Here is a 17,472-nt window from a genome sequence, read left to right as displayed (position 1 = left end):
GTGCTTTCAACCGCTCAGCCATCCCTCCGAACGGCGCTTATATTACCTCTCTCATTTTCCACGTCAACTTCTTTTTTAAAATCAATTCGTTACCGCCTTACCTTTAGAGCTGACAGTACCCAACCACAGGGCTATCATGGGTGATAAATATTGGGGGCTTCAGTGAACTACACCATACTCATATCCAGCTCACCCTTTCAGGGAAACCAGCATCAATTAGCCATGCGGTTTATACGTGCGACTCTGGAAAGTGATCATTCGATCAAGAGGATATTTTTCTACGGCGATGCTGTACTCGCTGCAAATCGCTTTCAGACCCCACCACAAGGGCAGAAATCGATCGCGCAAAGCTGGGCAGAGCTCGCAGAAGAAATCTCTATCCCTTTGCGCGCCTGCATTGCTAACAGTGTACGCAGAGGGATCGTTGATGAGCGGGAAGCTGAGCGCTATAACCTTGGCCCATCATCGATACATCCCTCATTCACTCTCACTGGGCTTGGAGAAATGACCGAGGTTATTCATGACAGTGAGAAAATGGTGCAATTCTGATGAGCTCTTCCATTCTGATTAACATCACTCGCCCGCCGACAGCTGACTGCGAGGCGCTGGAGTATGCGCTGGCTATGGCGGCTTTTGATATCGACGTGAAAATTCTTTTCTCAGGTCGCGGCATTGATTGGCTTAACGCGGGTCAGGCTTCGCGCAAACCCGGAGGAAAGTCCCCGGCTAAGCTGCTTGCAGCACTCCCGATGTACGGTATTGATGACATTGCCGTCGTTGGCGGACCAGCGCTCTCAGACGAAAACCCGAAAACTTTCGACGCCTGTCAGACTATTTCGCAGCAGGAAGCGGCAAACTGGGCCAGAGGCGCCCATCATGTGGTATCTTTCTGATCATGATTGTTCACACCCTATTTTCAGATTCGCCTGACACCCTGAGCCAGGTTGTAGCCGCACTATTACCAGGGGACGTAGTCCTGCTCGCAGGAGACGGCTGCTACCAGAATGCGAGAGCAAAGCAGGTCACCCCAGACGCTGATCTCTTTATGCTGATAGAGGATGCTCGAGTCCGCGGGGTCAACGATGCGACTGCTCGTCTGATCAGCGACACTGAATGGGTGACCCTGACAGCAGAGAGTCAGCAAGTAATGAGTTGGTTCTGAGATGACAACCCTCAATGACCTAACTCTCGACAAGGACGGCTTTCTCGTTGAACTCAGCGACTGGAATGCTGATGTAGCTTCAGTGCTTGCGCAAGATGAAGGCATCACCCTTACAGACAACCACTGGGAAATCATCAATGCCATTCGCGCCTTCTACGATGAGTTTGACCTCGCACCAGCGATGAGACCCCTCTCCCGCTATATAAAGCAGACACTCGGCGCTGAAAAAGCAGGGAGTATTTACCTGATGACATTATTCCCTGAAAGTCCGGCGAAAAAAGCCGCGAGAATAGCTGGCCTACCAAGACCGGAGAATTGCCTGTGACACAACATGCCTTAGCCGATTACGTACGCATCCTTGCCAGAGGGAAGAACGCCAGCCGAAATATGACGTCCGAAGAGGCGCAATTCACAATGAGCGAAATGCTTGCTGGGCGTTATGAAGATGTTCAACTTGGTGCTATCTTCATGCTCTTGCGCGTACTTGAAGAAACACCTGACGAAATTGCAGGGTTTGCATCAGCCATTAATGGTTACTGGCCCGAGCCTGCGGGACATTTTGACCTTGTCTGGTCAAGTTATGCAGGAAAACGCCGCCAGCCTATGTGGTGGGTGCTGTCAGCATTGCTCCTCACTCAGATGGGTCATCGCATACTTGTTCATGGCACTCTGGCGCACACTCCGGGGCGAGTATATGCGCATGAAGTCTTTCGGAAACTGGGCCTTCCAGAGGTCACGCGCGAATCCTTGGGTACCACCTCTGCCTCGCTGGTATATCTGCCTTGCTCAGAAATACATCCCTCACTGCAGCAATGGCTCAGCCTCAAAGCAGTGCTTGGTGTCCGCTCGCCCATCAATACTGTTCTTAAGACCATCGCTCCGCAAGGCGTTCCTTCGGTACAGGGGATTTTTCACCCCGACTACAGGACAACTCATTCCGTCGCTGCGAGCATTAATCAGGATACAGCCGCGATCATAAAAGGCGAAGGCGGAGAGTTTGAGGTAAATCCTGAGCGTCCCTGTCAGGCGACAGTGGTTGTTGAGGGTGAAGAAGCCCAGTTTCGGATTGCGAATGATTCGTCCCATTATGATGATAAAGCCGCAAGCCCGAATACCGAACATCTCGTCAAGCTCTGGCAAGGTCAGGACCACTCACAGTACGGGCACGATGCTGTGCTACGCACCGCCGCCCTAGCCTTGTGTGCCATGCTTAAAACAACAGACTACGTGTCTGCTCTATCACAATGCAGCAAAGCCTGGGCAGAACGGGATAAAAGCTTACTGGCCTGAGCGCCAGTTAAGCGTCTGATGCAGGCTGACGACGCTCCCCACAATGGTCAGCGTGGGGGCGTGAATATCCCGCCCCGCAACATATTCAGGCATCGTCGCCAACGTCCCCGTATGTACCCGCTGATCTGGCAGTGTGCCTTTCTCGATAAGAGCAATTGGAGTTTCTTTCGGCATGCCATGAGCAATCAGCTGACTGCAAATTTCCGGGAGCCCGACCAGCCCCATGTAAATCACAAGGGTCTGCTGAGGGTGGATCAACTCATTCCATGGGAGATTGCATGTGCCATCTTTCATGTGCCCAGTGACGAATCTTACGCTCCGTGCATGATCACGATGAGTTAAGGGTATGCCAGCGTACGATGAGCAGCCACTCGCGGCAGTGATGCCGGGTACAACCTGAAACGGAATGCCCGCCTCTGCAAGCTGCTGAATCTCTTCGCCGCCACGACCAAAAATAAAAGGGTCCCCGCCTTTCAGGCGCAGGACTCGCCGTCCTTTCAGAGCTTCATTAACTAACCGCTGGTTGATTTCACCCTGCGGGACAGCATGGTCGCTTCTCGCCTTGCCAACGTAGTGACGCTCGCAATCCTCGGGCAGCAGGCCAAGGATCGCCGGACTGACCAAGCGGTCGTAAAAGACAATGTCTGACATCTGAATCAAGCGCAACGCCCGGAAAGTCAGCAAGTCTGGATCACCCGGGCCAGCCCCGACAAGAAATGCCTCACCGGCAGTAACTTCTTGGCCAGAGAGTAATCCTTCAACAATTTTGTTGGCTGACTCTTCTTGTCTGGCTAATACCTGATCCGGGGCCTGAGATTGCATCAATCGTCGCCAGAATGCGCCCCGCTCTTTTGACGAGCCGTCACCTCTCAAACGCAAGCGCAGCGACTCCAGCCACTGGCCGAGTCGGGAATAATCGTTAGGAATGAAGGCTTCGATGCGATCTCTTACTAAGCGTGTCAGTGCCGGGGTCGCCCCTCCGGTGGAGATCGCGATTTTCAGGGGCGCGCGATCAACGACCGCAGGAAATGAAAAGTCGTTGTCTTCCGGTTCGTCCGTACGACAAACCAGTGCACCTGCTTTTCGTGCGAGCCTGGCCTGGTGCTCATTGGTTCTCGCGTCATCTGTTGCAAGAATAACGTAATCACCCGCCTGATACGCTTCATCACCGGCAACGCGCTCGAAGCAGACTAACTGCTCACCAGCAAGACTAAGTATTGCCTCATCGATGTGCGGAGCGATGACGGTGACCTGTGCTTTCGCCGCGATCAGCGTCTTTACCTTTCGCTTAGCAACAGCGCCGCCACCGATGACAAAGAAGCGCCTTCGTCTTGCATCGATGATGATGGGTAGATGGCTATCGCTCACGCACCTTTCCGTTCAGTAGCAATCCGCTCGACACCACCCATGTAAGGGCGAAGCGCTTCAGGGACAGTGACAGAACCGTCTTCTTCCTGATAGTTTTCAAGAATGGCCACCAGAGTGCGTCCAATGGCAAGGCCAGAGCCGTTTAGTGTATGAAGCAGCTCAGGCTTTCCGGTTTGCGGATTACGCCAGCGAGCCTGCATCCGGCGAGCCTGGTAGTCACCAAAAGTACTGCAGCTCGATATTTCGCGGTACTTCTGCTGACCGGGAAGCCAGACTTCGAGGTCGTACGTCTTAGCGGCAGAAAAGCCAAGGTCACCACCACACAGAATCACCTTGCGATACGGCAGGTTGAGCTTCTGTAGAATCGCCTCTGCATGCCCCGTCAGCTCTTCCAATGTTTTCTCTGAATTTTCGGCTTTAACAAACTGAACCAGCTCGACTTTGTCGAACTGGTGTTGGCGAATCATGCCTCGGGTGTCACGACCGTAACTACCCGCTTCACTGCGGAAACAAGGAGTATGAGCGACTTTCTTAACCGGCAGCTCGACATCATTAACGGTGTCGCGCAACAGATTGGTTACGGGCACTTCGGCGGTCGGGATCATGTACAGATCCTTGTCTCCCTGCGCCTGAGGAATCTTGAAGAGATCTTCTTCAAACTTAGGTAGCTGCCCGGTTCCTTCCAGTGCCTGGCGATTAACCAGATAAGGGACGTAGGTTTCTTCATAACCGTGTTCAAGCGTATGCGTATCAAGCATAAACTGAGTCAATGCTCTGTGCATTCTTGCAATCGGTCCGCTCATAACAGCAAAGCGAGATCCCGCCACCAGAGCGCCAGCATCGAAATTGAGGCCGTGCGGTTCGCCCACATCGACGTGATCTTTTGCTTCAAAGTCGAACTCTCGTGGAGTGCCCCATTTCAGGACTTCAACGTTGTCGTCCTCGTCGTTGCCTGCTGGCACTTCAGCCAAAGGAACATTGGGTATCGCCATGAGCATTTCGCGAAGGTCGGTCTCCACCTGTTTAGCGGCCTGCTCTGCACGCGTAATGTCGGCATCAAGACCGCTCATCACCTGCGCTTTGGCCTCTTCCGGTGACATGCCCTGCCCGATCAGTTGACCGATCTGTTTAGATGCCTTTTTCTTTTCTGCCTGCAACGACTGAGCTTCTGTCAGTGCTTTCTTGCGTGCGTCGTCAAGTCGACCGAATTCCACATCATCAAATGAAAAACCCTTCTTTGCGAGGGCATCTTTAACATCATCTATGTTGTCGCGAATGTACTTAATATCGAGCATTTTTCTTCTTAAACCAAAGATTTTGAGAGCCACATTCCTGCGGCCGTAGCAGCAAGACACCCCAGCAGGCTAACACCGATATAGGCCAGAAACGCCTCATATCGTGCCTGCTGAAGCAGAGAGATACTTTCCAATGAGAAGGTGGAAAAGGTAGTAAATGCACCCAAAAAACCGACCATCGCCAACTGGCGGTGGTGATCGCCACCAAACCCATTTTCGACGAGCCAGATATAGGCCACGCCAATGGCGAAGGAGCCTAACAGGTTCACAGAAAGCGTGCCATAGGGGAAAGGTCTGTCAAACCACTTAAATACCGCCGCTGCCATACTGAATCTAGCAACCGCGCCCAGAGCGCCGCCCAGAGCTATCCATAAATACGCCAAAGTTATGTACCGTCGTTTTTATAACGTTTCTTGCTGCTATGACGGTTAAGCTCCCGAAGATGATCCAGTTTTGCACCAATCTTCTGTTCCAGTCCGCGAGCAACAGGTGTGTAGAAACGCTCGTTCGCCAGGGCCTCCGGAAAATAGTTCTCTCCAGCGGCAAATGCATCAGGTTCATCATGGGCATAACGGTACTCAGCACCGTAATCCATGTCCGACATCATCTGCGTGGGGGCGTTTCTAAGATGTAATGGTACCTCATAGCCCGGCGATGACTGCACCAGTTTCCTTGCCGCTTTGTACGCTGTGTAAACTGCATTGCTTTTCGGGGCGCACGCCAGATACACCACCGCCTGAGCCAGGTTCAACTCACCCTCTGGACTGCCTAACCTCTCTTGCGCTTCCCATGCGGCCGTGCACACAGAGAGCGCGCGAGGGTCTGCATTGCCAACATCCTCGCTGGCCATGCGAACGAGACGCCTGGCTACATAGAGCGGATCACAACCGCCATCCAGCATACGACAGAACCAATAGAGGGACGCATCCGGGTCGGACCCCCGGACGGACTTATGCAGTGCTGATATCTGCTCATAGAATGCGTCTCCGCCCTTGTCGAACCGGCGAAGACTGCTGACCATTACCGCGCGAACATCGTCTTCGCTCAGCGGGGAGCCGCCGTTTAACTGAAGCGCTTGCTCAAGAAGATTCAGAGCACGACGAGCATCGCCATCAGCAGCCGAAGCCAGAACGGAAACGGGCAATTCGTCGCCCTGATCAACGCCTTCGGATTCAAGACCTCGACGTATGACCCTGATTAAATCACTGTCCGTCAGTGACTTCAGAATATACACCTGCGCCCTGGAGAGAAGCGCGTTATTAAGCTCGAATGAAGGGTTTTCGGTCGTGGCGCCGACGAAGATAAAGGTTCCATCCTCAACATACGGCAGAAACGCATCCTGCTGAGATTTGTTGAATCGATGGACTTCATCAATAAAAAGCAGCGATTTCCGGCCACTCGCGGCTGCCTGCCGGGCCTGGTCGACAGATGCTCTGATTTCCTTAATGCCTGCCATGACCGCGCTTAACGACAAAAACTGGGCATCAACATAACTGGCAATCAAGCGAGCAAGCGTTGTTTTACCGACACCCGGTGGCCCCCACAGAATCAATGAATGAATCTGGCCCGCGTTTAACGCGTTTCTTAACGGAGCGCCATCACCGACTACGTGCTCCTGGCCAATGTACTCATCCAGCGACTCCGGTCTAAGGCGAGATGCCAGGGGCTCGTATGGCTTACTCTGAGAGAATAAATCAGCCGCCATGTCTTCCGTCGATCACATCAACATCATCAGGTACAGCGAAGGTAAACGCAGCAGGGTCAAACTCAGTATTGGTTTCTTGCGAGGTAAAGCGAATTTCCGTGATCTGACCTGCGGCATCAAAGATGCGCATAAACTCGACCTCGTCGTCAGCGTAGTCAAATTCGAGCGCTTCAAAGAGCTGGCTGGCATCCAATGGCTTAAGCCTGTATCTGACAACATCCCCTACCTGTTCCTTGCTTGCGGAATAGCTGTCAGCGATATTGCTGACGTCACCACTTAGCAACAAGGCTGGAGTCTCCTGAAGCTTCGCTTCGAGGTTACGGATGGTTACTTGCTCAAGATCCATATCGTAAACCCAAACAGAACTACCATCAGACACAACCAGCTGTTCGTAAGGCGGATTTGTTTGCCAGCGCATTTTTCCGGGGCGCTGTACTGACAGTGTTCCCGAAAGACTTTGAAGCACCTCCCCGTTCTGATCCATAGTGACCTGTGAGAATTCAGTACTCATTGAGTCGAGTGTCTTCAGTCTTGAGGTGAATTCCTCAAGCGCCTCTCCAGCCTGAAGGCTGAGCGAAGCAACCGAAAGAATTAGCCCGCCAGCAAATGCGGTCAGTTTCGAAATCATATGTAGGCTCTTATCTGTTTAATTTTAAGCGGGAGGTGGTGCAATAACTTCACGGCTTCCGTTGTGAGCTGGCGGCGAAACAACGCCAGCAGCCTCCATGGTTTCTACCAGCCTTGCAGCCCGGTTGTATCCTATGCGTAACTTACGCTGCACTGATGAGATTGAACACTTACCGGACTCAGTGACAAACGCGACCGCCTGATCATACAAATCGTCTTTTTCCCCATCAGCATCGTCACCACCCATTCCCGGTATTGCACCATCTTCACCTACCTGTGTGATTTCTTCGATGTAGTCTGGTTCCCCGCGCTGTTTCCACTCGGCAACAACTCTATGAACTTCGTCGTCATCAACAAAAGCACCATGCACCCGCTCAGGTAAAGCGTTACCCGGCGGCATAAACAGCATGTCACCGTGACCGAGTAACTGTTCTGCCCCACCCTGATCAAGAATGGTCCGCGAGTCGATCTTTGATGAAACCTGGAATGCGATCCGAGTTGGCACGTTCGCCTTGATCAGGCCCGTAATGACATCCACAGAGGGGCGCTGAGTGGCCAGGATCATATGAATACCTGCTGCACGCGCTTTCTGAGCGATCCGAGCAATAAGTTCTTCTACCTTTTTGCCCACCATCATCATCATGTCGGCAAATTCATCGACGACGATCACGACATATGGCAGCGGTTCGAGCGTGGGTGGCGTGGTATCGAACGACTGATCAATCTGCCATAGCGGGTCCGCTAACGGGGTGCCCGCTTCGATAGCGTCTTTTACTTTCTTGTTGTAGCCCGCAATGTTACGAACACCCATGGCAGCCATTAGCTGATAGCGACGCTCCATTTCAGCGACAGACCAACGAAGGCCGCTTGCCGCCTCCTTCATATCTGTAATTACCGGCGTCAGTAAGTGTGGAATACCCTCGTACACCGACAGTTCGAGCATCTTAGGGTCAACGAGAATCAATCTCAGTTCTTCTGGGGTTGACTTAAACAGCAGCGACAGAAGCATTGCGTTAACACCCACCGACTTACCTGAACCTGTCGTGCCGGCGACCAGCAGATGCGGCATTTTAGCCAGGTCGGTAATAACCGGATTGCCCGCAATATCATGCCCAAGTGCCAGCGTCAGAGGGGATTTTGAACGGTCGTAATCTTCTGAGGACAGAACTTCGCCCAGTGTCACCATGGCCCTGTTTTCGTTCGGGACCTCAATCCCCATAACCGACTTCCCGGGAATGACTTCGACGACACGTACTGCAACCATGGCCATTGAACGTGCAAGATCCTTTGCCAGATTGGAAATCTTACTTGCTTTCACCCCCGGTGCCGGCTGTATCTCGAATCGTGTAATTACCGGACCTGGAGCCACTGCGGTTACTTCAACCTTTACGCCAAAATCCGCGAGCTTTTGCACAAGCAGCTCTGACAGGTCGTGTAGACGCTCTTCTGAGAAGCCGGCTTTACCATCACTTTTCGGAGGATCAAGAAGGGCAATAGATGGTAATGGCTCGCTGCCTTTGAATAGCGAGCCCTGAAGATCCCGTTTTGCCCGATCGCTTGGGCGGGACTCCCGTTTTTCTAATGGCTCGATTTTTAGTGACTTAATATCCGCCACTGTTTCTTCAATTGGCTGCTTGACAGATTTCTTCACTGCTGGAGCATTTGAGGCCCGAGGCGCGTCCGCTCCGCTGAACGCATCAGGAGACGTAGGGTTTGCAGGGGGTGTTTTCTCAGAAGTACCTATTTCTGAATGTGGTGGCAGTGCAGGTTCGGCATGCCACGGCACATCGTCAGAAAGAGAATCGGCCACCTGATCGTCCAGAGCACTAAACCCTTCAAAACTATCCAATGGATCGTCTTCTGATGCGAGTTCACTCGCCGCTGAATTCCCATTGCTTCGCGATACGTGCGTCTCGACGGTTTTTGGTGATGCAGCGGCCCCATCATTAGGAACTGATTGACGTGCATCGCCAGTCTGGCGGTTTCTTGCGCTCGCAAACAGTCTTTGCAATAAGCCTTTGCGACCGGACGAAGGTGGCTCGTTGTTTGATCTTGCCGGTTGTATTGTTGATTGGCCTGCTGATTCAATCACCTCTGGTCTTTTTGTGCTCTTGCTGTTGCTTGCTGCTCCTGCTGCACGCTCAAGCACGGATAAAGCAAAGCCGCCAACGCGCTCAAAAAACATCAGCCAGGAGAACTCCAGAAACAGCACGAGGCCGAGGGCCAGAGCTACGATAAGAATCGAAACCGAACCAACAAAGCCAAACAATGGGATCATCAGGGAGACAACCCCTTCACCGATGATGCCGCCAGCACCTGCAGGCAAAAGCTCCCCTTGCCATATGCTGACATCTGCCAGCGCAGCGAGCGAAACAAGAATAAGTAACAGACCGCTGGCCCTGAGTAACCAGATACGTCCTTCGACGGCTGGCGCCTTACGGAAGAGAAGCCAGGTTTTGGCCATAATCAGTGCCGGAAAGAAAAATGCGAGATAGCCAAGCCCATGGAGCAGAAAATCAGCCAGGTAAGCGCCGACGCGCCCGATAGAATTATCTGCAGTGCCACTGCCGACCACTGACCAGGCGACATCCTCAGGATCGTAGGAAAAGAGCGCAAGAAACAGGAGTACACAACCCAGGGTCAGTAAGAGAAATCCAACATCGTGGCGCTTCCGCCAGCCGTCGTCCGACATATTTTTCTGTTTACTGTCGATTTCAGAGTGTTGCGATGACAAAATATCGTCCTGCTAATGGTCAAACGTCCACAGTCTATCACGGCTAAACGAGCCTGTTCATAACTATGATTGATTGGTTAGATGAGTTTCGCCCGCCGGAATTCCCAGATACAAGCCGGGCTCTGGAAGAACCTGCCGGACTCCTCGCCGCAGGTGGTCACCTTAGTCCTGCCTGGCTTGATTGCGCTTACCGCAAAGGCATATTCCCCTGGAACGACCCAGAAGAAGCCAGGCTGTGGTGGACGCCGATGCCTCGCGCGGTCATTCTTCCAGAAACGTTTCGGGTACCCAAGAGAATTGCTCGCGAAGTACGTAATACCACGCTTCGAGTTACAGCAAACCTTGACTTCAAAGGTGTGATGACTGGCTGTATGGCGCCACGGGCAGACAGCGAAGGCACCTGGATTGATGACGAAATCATAGATAGCTACCCACGACTACACTCGGCAGGTCGGGCAATATCCATAGAATGCTGGGACGAGAACGGCCTCCTTTGCGGTGGGTTCTACGGTCTGACCATTGGGCGAATTCTTTTCGGAGAGAGCATGTTTACACAACACAGCGGCGCTTCAAAGGTGGCCTTTGCTAGCGCGGCGCCAAAATTGTTTGAACTTGGATTCGAAATGATTGATTGCCAGATGCGAACGTCGCACCTGGAGAGATTTGGCCTTATTGAAATGGAGCGCAACGAGTTCGAACGTCGCCTTAGTGAAGGCATTAGCAAGACTTCTCCTGCCCCTCTTGCGGGGGTGTTAAATTGAGATCGATCCCGCTGTTCACTCCCGCAGAGACTCACAGCTGTCCCTATCTGGAGGGTAGAGAGGCTCAAAGTCAGTATGTGGACCCACGAATAGAGCCAGATCTGGACACAATGAGTGCCCTTAGTCGCTTGGGGTTCAGGCGAAGTGGAAAGCTCATATATCGCCCTTCATGCCCCTCGTGCCGGGAGTGTCAGTCGATTCGAATACCGACAGCCGAATTTTCACCGAGCAAGAACATGAGACGAGTCCTCGCCCGAACCCGCCATTGGCGCGTATCAGTGTGCGACTTATCGGATAGCCCGGAGTTCTTCGATCTCTACTGCCGTTATATCAATGCCAGGCACAAGGATGGGGATATGTATCCGCCATCGCGGCAGACTTACGATGAGTTCATCGGAGAAAGCCAGGGAAATACCCAGCTTCTGCTAGCTGAAGATGACACAGGCGTAATCGGAGTGCTTGTCTTCGATAAGTTCAACGACGGACTCTCCGCTGTTTATTGTTTTTATGAGCCAGAAAGAGAACATGAATCCGTGGGCACCTCGATGATTCTTCGCCTGACACTCATCGCCCGAAGTCTTGGGCTTCCGTACAACTACCTGGGCTACTATGTCGAGAACTGCCGAAAAATGAGTTACAAAGCACGCTTCTCCCCACTGGAAGTTCTCAGTGATAACGACTGGATACGCCTAAATCCCGCCTAAACTTTGCCATGGCGAGTGATTTAGGGCAGAATGCGCGCGCATTGAACAAGTTTCAGACAGGTGACGAATGGCAAAAGACGATCACATTGAAATGGAAGGCGAAGTCATCGACACGCTTCCTAATACAATGTTCCGAGTTAAACTGGAAAACGGTCACGTAGTGACCGCTCATATTTCCGGCAAAATGCGTAAGAACTACATCCGTATTCTTACTGGCGACAAAGTTAAAGTGGAACTGACTCCTTACGATCTCAGTAAGGGACGCATCACTTACCGCGCTCGCTGATCCTCGCCTTCGGCAATTTGCCGGCCATCAGGCCGGCATTGCCTCAGGTAATTCCAAAGAAAGCTCACCGTCAACTACGGTAATTTCGATCTCTCCGCCCTTCGACAGATCCCCGAACAGAATTTTCTCTGCCAGCGGTTTCTTGATTTTGTCCTGAACCAGGCGAGCCATTGGGCGTGCACCCATTTTTTCGTCATAGCCATGCTCGGCCAGCCAATTGCGGGCATCATCATCGACATTCAAAAGAACGCCCTTATCATCCAACTGCCCTTGCAGTTCCGCCAGGAACTTGTCTACCACATGCAGTGTGGTATCTGGCGTTAGAGGCGCAAACTGAATGACACTGTCGAGACGGTTTCGGAACTCAGGCGTGAACAGTTTCTTCAGCTCTTCAGCACCATCAGTTGTATGATCCTGCTGAGTGAAGCCAATACTTGCACGACTCATCTGAGCCGCACCTGCGTTGGTCGTCATAACCAGAATCACGTTGCGGAAATCCGTTTTACGCCCGTTATTGTCTGTCAGCGTGCCGTGATCCATCACCTGAAGCAGGATATTGAACACTTCCGGGTGAGCCTTCTCAATCTCATCCAGCAGCAACACACAGTGAGGTGTTTTATTGACAGCCTCCGTCAGCAAACCACCCTGGTCATAACCGACGTAACCCGGAGGCGCACCAATCAAACGTGACACCGTGTGGCGTTCCATATATTCGGACATATCAAAACGAACCAACTCCATGCCCATCACAGACGCAAGCTGCTTTGTGACCTCAGTTTTACCAACGCCTGTTGGCCCAGCAAACAGGAATGAACCGATAGGCTTCTGAGGACTGTTCAGACCTGCACGGGACATTTTAATTGCAGTAGACAGTGTTTGAATGGCTTCATTCTGACCAAACACAACCATCTCGAGCTTGTCTTCAAGACCAAACAGCAGCTCCTTGTCAGATGCGGAGACAGATTTCGGTGGGATGCGCGCTATCGCAGCAACCACCTCTTCCACCTCGCCGACATTGATCGTCTTCTTACGCTTGCTCGGCGGCACCATCTGCTGCAAAGCGCCAACCTCATCAATAACGTCAATTGCCTTGTCAGGCATATTGCGGTCATTGATGTAGCGATCGGCCAGCTCTGCAGCCGCTTTCAGAGCCTTGTCGGTGTACTTAACCTTGTGATGCTCTTCAAAGCGCGACTTGAGCCCTTTGAGAATTTTATATGTATCTTCGACGGACGGCTCTGCGACATCGATTTTTTGGAAACGACGGGTCAGAGCACTGTCTTTCTCGAAAATCCCACGGAACTCTGTAAACGTGGTTGAACCTATGCATCGTACCTCGCCCGAACTCAGCAGCGGCTTTAGCAGGTTGCTCGCATCCATTACGCCACCAGAAGCGGCGCCAGCACCAATAATGGTGTGAATCTCATCAATAAACAAAATACCGTGTGGTTGACGCTTAAGCTCCGCCAGAAGTGCTTTGAAGCGTTTTTCAAAATCACCCCGGTATTTGGTACCCGCCAGCAGCGCCCCCATATCAAGGCTGTATACAACAGCATCACTGATAACGTCCGGCACTTCCTCATCAACGATTCGTTTGGCCAGACCTTCAATGATGGCGGTCTTGCCAACACCCGAATCACCAACAAGGAGAGGATTGTTTTTACGGCGACGCGCAAGAATCTGCACCAAGCGATTAACTTCGAATTCGCGTCCAATTAATGGATCAATCTTACCCTCACGGGCCAGACGATTGAGATTGGTGGCATACCCTTCAAGAGCAGACTTTGACCCTGCATCTGCTTCTTCATCCAGATTCTCTGCAGCCTGATCAGCCCCCTCTTCAGGGCCACTCACTTTTGAAATGCCGTGAGAGATGTAATTCACCACATCAATGCGGGCAATATTTTGTTGTTTAAGGAAGTAGACAGCCTGGCTTTCCTGCTCACTGAATATCGCAACAAGAACATTAGCGCCAGAGACTTCTGTTTTGCCGGACGACTGAACATGAAATACCGCCCTTTGCAGCACGCGCTGGAAGCCTAATGTCGGCTGAGTCTCCTGCTCGCCATTTGTCTCGGGAATAAGGGGGGTTGTGGAATCCACAAAGTCATCGAGATCTTTACGGAGTTTAACAATATCAGCACCGCAAGCCTGAAGCACGGTCGATGCCGCATCGTTATCCAAAAGCGCCAACAGCAGATGTTCGACTGTCATAAATTCGTGACGCTTAGAACGAGCCTCCTTGAATGCTTCATTCAGGGTTTGCTCGAGTTCTCTATTCAGCATAAAGCCTCCTGGTTTCAGTCGTCTGCCGGGGCTATCTCACACATCAATGGATGTTGGCAGTCTTTGGAGTATTGATTCACAATTTCTGCTTTAGTTTCAGCAATGTCTTTAGTATAGACGCCACACACAGCACTGCCTTTCATGTGGACCGCGAGCATAATCTCCGTTGCCTGCTCTGGCGTTTTGCTAAAGAACTGTTGTAATACCTCTACAACAAATTCCATTGGCGTATAGTCGTCATTCATCATCACCACACTGTACATCGACGGGCGTTTCAGTTCCGGCAGGGACTCCTGAACCGCAATATTACCGTCGTCCTCGTGGTGAGGATCCTGACTACTTAAGCTTAGTTGATATTTATACATGACGCGTCGATGGGATTCTGTGTTTGCCAAATGAGTCACATGATAACGCTGTCAGGCCAACCCGACCACTCAGGTATGCCACCTTAGTCGAATATGTGATTAATCGGGTCATTTAGTGTCTTGACGGGCCACAATGAGCGGCGTAGGTTCTATACGGACAGGGCACATAAACCCTATCCACTAAAAACGCACCTATATATGTAGTTATAAGGAGATTTGGGATGAAAACAGGGACTGTAAAGTGGTTCAATAACGCCAAAGGCTACGGTTTTATCCTTAGCGACGAAACCAACGAAGACTTATTTGCACACTACTCAGTCATTGATATGGACGGTTACCGCACCCTTAAAGCAGGCCAATCTGTCCAATTCGACATCAAACCCAGCGATAAAGGGCTGCACGCGATTAATATTCGCGCACTGGATGCCTCTGAAGGTTCTCCAGCATTGGCGGCCAAAGCTGAGCAGGCAGAGCCTGCCTGAACTCATTCAGTTCAAGCAAAAACAAAAAAACCGCCGATTGGCGGTTTTTTTGTTCAGGCCAGGCTCAATGCTGATCAATTAAAGCATTCAGGGTTCTACTTGGACGCATAACCTCTGTGGCTTTCTCAGGATTCGGCCAGTAGTAGCCACCGATATCAACCGGCGACCCCTGCACTGATTTCAGTTCTTCCAGGATCGCAGGCTCGTTCTCATTGAGAGCTTCAGCCAGCGGTTTGAAATGATCAGAAAGTTCTCCATCTTCAGTGTCAGCAGCCAGGGCCTCAGCCCAGAACTTGGCGAGATAGAAGTGGCTCCCTCTGTTGTCTAGGCTGCCCAGTTCACGACCCGGTGACTTCTGCTCCTGCAGGATGCGCCCTGTAGCGGTATCCAAAGTTTTACCGAGAATAGCGGCCTTAGCGTTACCTGTTTTCTCGGCAAGATGCTCCAGTGATGCCGAGAGCGCCATGAATTCACCCAACGAATCCCAGCGCAGGAAGTTTTCTTCCAGTAACTGCTGAACGTGTTTTGGTGCAGAGCCACCGGCACCTGTCTCGAATAAGCCGCCGCCGCTCATTAGTGGTACGATCGACAGCATCTTCGCACTCGTACCCAGTTCAAGAATAGGGAAAAGATCCGTCAGGTAATCGCGTAGGACATTACCCGTCACTGAAATAGTGTCTTTGCCGTCCTTCATGCGCGCCAACGTCAGGCGTGTTGCAGCTTCTGGTGCCATGATGCTGATATCGAGGCCGTCGGTGTCTGCCTCTGCGAGGTATGTCTCGACCTTCTTGATAAGCTCTGCATCGTGCGAGCGTTTTTCATCAAGCCAGAAGATGGCTGGAGTCGAAGTTGCACGGGCACGGTTAACAGCGAGTTTTACCCAGTCGCGAATCGGCGCATCTTTTGCCTGACACATGCGCCAGATGTCGCCTTTGGAGACAGTGTGCTCTATCAGCTGCTTACCTGATTCAGTGATGACACGAACCTTGCCGTCTGCGGGTATTTCGAACGTTTTATTGTGCGAGCCATACTCTTCCGCCTTCTGAGCCATCAGGCCGACATTGGGTACTGTACCCATCGTGCGGGGATCAAAAGCACCGTGCTCTTTACAGAAGTCGATGGTTTCCTGATAAACACCGGCATAGCAACGGTCCGGAATAACAGCAATCGTATCGTGCGCGTCGCCGTCAGAACCCCACATCTTGCCTGATGAGCGAATCATCGCAGGCATGGACGCATCGACAATAACGTCATTCGGCACATGCAAGTTCGTGATTCCCTTGTCCGAATTAACCATGGCCAGATTGGGACGCTCCTCGTAGCACGCGGCAATATCAGCTTCAATTGCTTCGCGCTCATTGTTAGGAAGCTTCGCGATCTTTGCGTATACGTCACCGAGACCATTATTAACATCGACACCGAGTCGATCGAAGGTCTCTGAGTATTTTTCAAATACGGGAGCAAAGAACACTGAAACAACATGACCAAAGATGATCGGGTCGGAAACCTTCATCATGGTGGCTTTCAGGTGAACTGAGAAAAGAACACCTTTGTCTTTGGCTTCCTGAATAGCTTTATCAAGGAAGGCCCGAAGTGATGCAGCGCGCATCACCGAAGCGTCGATAACTTCACCACCCAGAAGCTTCAGACCTTCCTTGAGTGGTGTGACATTGCCTTCAGTATCAATAAACTCGATATCTACGACATCGGCTTCCGTCATCGTCATGGATTGCTCGCTTCCGTAGAAGTCGCCTTCATCCATGTGCGCAACAGAGCTCTGCGAATCTGATGACCACTCACCCATTGAGTGTGGGTAGCTGCGTGCGTACTCTTTTACTGACGCTGGCGCACGACGGTCAGAATTACCTTCGCGCAGTACTGGATTTACCGCACTGCCCTTAATACGGTCGTAGCGGGCTTGCACATCGCGATCTTCATCCGTCGCTGGGTTTGACGGGTACAATGGCACGTCGAAGCCCATGCTGCGCAGCTCTTTGATTGCTTCGCGCAGCTGCGGCAGCGATGCGCTGATGTTAGGTAGCTTGATAATGTTCGCTTCTGGCTGACCCGCTAGCGTGCCTAGCTCTGCGAGATCATCAGGAATGCGTTGTTCTTTTTGGAGGAATTCCGGAAAGTTGGCCAGAATGCGGCCTGCCAGAGAAATATCACGGGTTTCAACATCGATGCCGGCAGAGCGGGAAAATGCCTGGATGATCGGCAGCAGAGAATGAGTTGCCAAAGCTGGCGCCTCATCGGTTTCAGTGTAAATAATCCTGGATTCGTTCGCGGACATTGTGTCTCCTGTTGCGTTACGCTATTGCTGTGTCGCATGAACCGGCTTCGCTAACTTTTGATTAGCGAAGAACTCCGGTCCGGTATGACTGCAGACTGGTGATGTCAGTTTGCA

At 51.8% G+C, this 17,472-nt stretch carries 17 protein-coding genes and 2 pseudogenes; 9 read left to right on the top strand and 10 right to left on the bottom strand.

The window, feature by feature from the left end:
• Positions 1-162 precede the first annotated feature (162 nt).
• From tusD to B2R29_RS02845, 5 genes are read left to right on the top strand one after another with little or no spacing between them, the layout of a single operon-like run.
• Complete coding sequence (gene tusD, locus B2R29_RS02865; RefSeq protein WP_301179698.1) at positions 163-549, top strand: sulfurtransferase complex subunit TusD; 387 nt, start codon at positions 163-165, stop codon at positions 547-549.
• Positions 549-893 carry a DsrE family protein gene (locus B2R29_RS02860; protein WP_301179697.1) on the top strand — a complete coding sequence of 115 codons (345 nt, stop codon included), beginning with the start codon at positions 549-551 and terminating at the stop codon, positions 891-893. Before tusD ends, B2R29_RS02860 begins: the two co-directional genes overlap by 1 nt.
• Positions 894-895: 2 nt before the next feature.
• Positions 896-1,162 (top strand): DsrH/TusB family sulfur metabolism protein, encoded by a 267-nt coding sequence (locus tag B2R29_RS02855; protein ID WP_301179696.1) that lies wholly within the window; start codon positions 896-898, stop codon positions 1,160-1,162.
• Between the two features lies 1 nt (position 1,163).
• Positions 1,164-1,487: a TusE/DsrC/DsvC family sulfur relay protein gene (locus B2R29_RS02850; RefSeq protein ID WP_301179695.1), complete on the top strand. Its 324-nt coding sequence runs from the start codon at positions 1,164-1,166 to the stop codon at positions 1,485-1,487.
• Positions 1,484-2,452: a glycosyl transferase family protein gene (locus B2R29_RS02845; RefSeq protein WP_301179694.1), complete on the top strand. Its 969-nt coding sequence runs from the start codon at positions 1,484-1,486 to the stop codon at positions 2,450-2,452. Before B2R29_RS02850 ends, B2R29_RS02845 begins: the two co-directional genes overlap by 4 nt.
• Here B2R29_RS02845 and cysG read toward each other — a convergent pair.
• From cysG to B2R29_RS16920, 7 genes and pseudogenes are all read right to left on the bottom strand, one after another.
• Positions 2,441-3,820 carry a siroheme synthase CysG gene (gene cysG, locus B2R29_RS02840; protein WP_301179693.1) on the bottom strand — a complete coding sequence of 460 codons (1,380 nt, stop codon included), beginning with the start codon at positions 3,818-3,820 and terminating at the stop codon, positions 2,441-2,443. The two genes, B2R29_RS02845 and cysG, sit on opposite strands and share 12 nt — an antisense overlap.
• Positions 3,817-5,115, bottom strand: coding sequence for a serine--tRNA ligase (gene serS, locus B2R29_RS02835; RefSeq protein ID WP_301179692.1), 1,299 nt, complete (start codon positions 5,113-5,115; stop codon positions 3,817-3,819). The genes cysG and serS overlap by 4 nt, the downstream gene beginning before the upstream one ends.
• Before the next feature lie 8 nt (positions 5,116-5,123).
• A complete protein-coding gene (crcB, locus tag B2R29_RS02830) occupies positions 5,124-5,498 on the bottom strand; it encodes a fluoride efflux transporter CrcB (protein WP_301179691.1) in 375 nt (124 codons plus the stop codon).
• 2 nt (positions 5,499-5,500) lie between these two features.
• Positions 5,501-6,820 (bottom strand): replication-associated recombination protein A, encoded by a 1,320-nt coding sequence (locus B2R29_RS02825; protein ID WP_301179690.1) that lies wholly within the window; start codon positions 6,818-6,820, stop codon positions 5,501-5,503.
• Entirely contained in the window at positions 6,810-7,448 is a 639-nt protein-coding gene (lolA, locus tag B2R29_RS02820; protein ID WP_301179689.1) for an outer membrane lipoprotein chaperone LolA, read from the bottom strand. The genes B2R29_RS02825 and lolA overlap by 11 nt, the downstream gene beginning before the upstream one ends.
• A gap of 24 nt (positions 7,449-7,472) precedes the next feature.
• Positions 7,473-8,951: pseudogene (locus tag B2R29_RS16925) on the bottom strand (DNA translocase FtsK); the annotation flags it as partial.
• A gap of 720 nt (positions 8,952-9,671) precedes the next feature.
• Positions 9,672-10,139, bottom strand: a pseudogene (locus tag B2R29_RS16920) (DNA translocase FtsK 4TM domain-containing protein); the annotation flags it as partial.
• A gap of 107 nt (positions 10,140-10,246) precedes the next feature.
• Between B2R29_RS16920 and aat the strand changes: the two are divergent.
• The 3 genes from aat to infA all read left to right on the top strand — a co-directional run bounded on the left by aat (position 10,247) and on the right by infA (position 11,932).
• Positions 10,247-10,942 (top strand): leucyl/phenylalanyl-tRNA--protein transferase, encoded by a 696-nt coding sequence (aat, locus tag B2R29_RS02805; protein ID WP_301179688.1) that lies wholly within the window; start codon positions 10,247-10,249, stop codon positions 10,940-10,942.
• Positions 10,939-11,646, top strand: a complete 708-nt coding sequence (locus B2R29_RS02800; protein WP_301179687.1) for an arginyltransferase — start codon at positions 10,939-10,941, stop codon at positions 11,644-11,646. Before aat ends, B2R29_RS02800 begins: the two co-directional genes overlap by 4 nt.
• A 67-nt stretch (positions 11,647-11,713) precedes the next feature.
• Positions 11,714-11,932, top strand: a complete 219-nt coding sequence (gene infA / locus B2R29_RS02795; protein ID WP_028292799.1) for a translation initiation factor IF-1 — start codon at positions 11,714-11,716, stop codon at positions 11,930-11,932.
• A 27-nt stretch (positions 11,933-11,959) separates the two neighbouring features.
• Here the strand turns inward: infA and clpA are convergent, their stop codons facing one another.
• Positions 11,960-14,218 (bottom strand): ATP-dependent Clp protease ATP-binding subunit ClpA, encoded by a 2,259-nt coding sequence (clpA, locus tag B2R29_RS02790; RefSeq protein WP_301179686.1) that lies wholly within the window; start codon positions 14,216-14,218, stop codon positions 11,960-11,962.
• Between the two features lie 14 nt (positions 14,219-14,232).
• On the bottom strand, positions 14,233-14,583 hold the full coding sequence (clpS, locus tag B2R29_RS02785; protein ID WP_301179708.1) for an ATP-dependent Clp protease adapter ClpS: 351 nt from the start codon (positions 14,581-14,583) through the stop codon (positions 14,233-14,235).
• 221 nt (positions 14,584-14,804) lie between these two features.
• Here clpS and cspD point away from each other — a divergent pair, with 221 nt between their 5' ends.
• Positions 14,805-15,065: a cold shock domain-containing protein CspD gene (cspD, locus tag B2R29_RS02780; RefSeq protein ID WP_301179685.1), complete on the top strand. Its 261-nt coding sequence runs from the start codon at positions 14,805-14,807 to the stop codon at positions 15,063-15,065.
• A 64-nt stretch (positions 15,066-15,129) separates the two neighbouring features.
• Here cspD and B2R29_RS02775 read toward each other — a convergent pair whose 3' ends face one another.
• Positions 15,130-17,358: an NADP-dependent isocitrate dehydrogenase gene (locus B2R29_RS02775; RefSeq protein ID WP_301179684.1), complete on the bottom strand. Its 2,229-nt coding sequence runs from the start codon at positions 17,356-17,358 to the stop codon at positions 15,130-15,132.
• Positions 17,359-17,472 lie beyond the last annotated feature (114 nt).

It is taken from the genome of Thalassolituus sp. UBA3500 (assembly GCF_002377545.1).
Taxonomy (GTDB): Bacteria; Pseudomonadota; Gammaproteobacteria; order Pseudomonadales; family Oceanobacteraceae; genus Thalassolituus.
The sequence above is the reverse complement of the archived record's forward strand: the minus strand, read 5'-3'. Positions and strand labels throughout refer to the sequence as shown.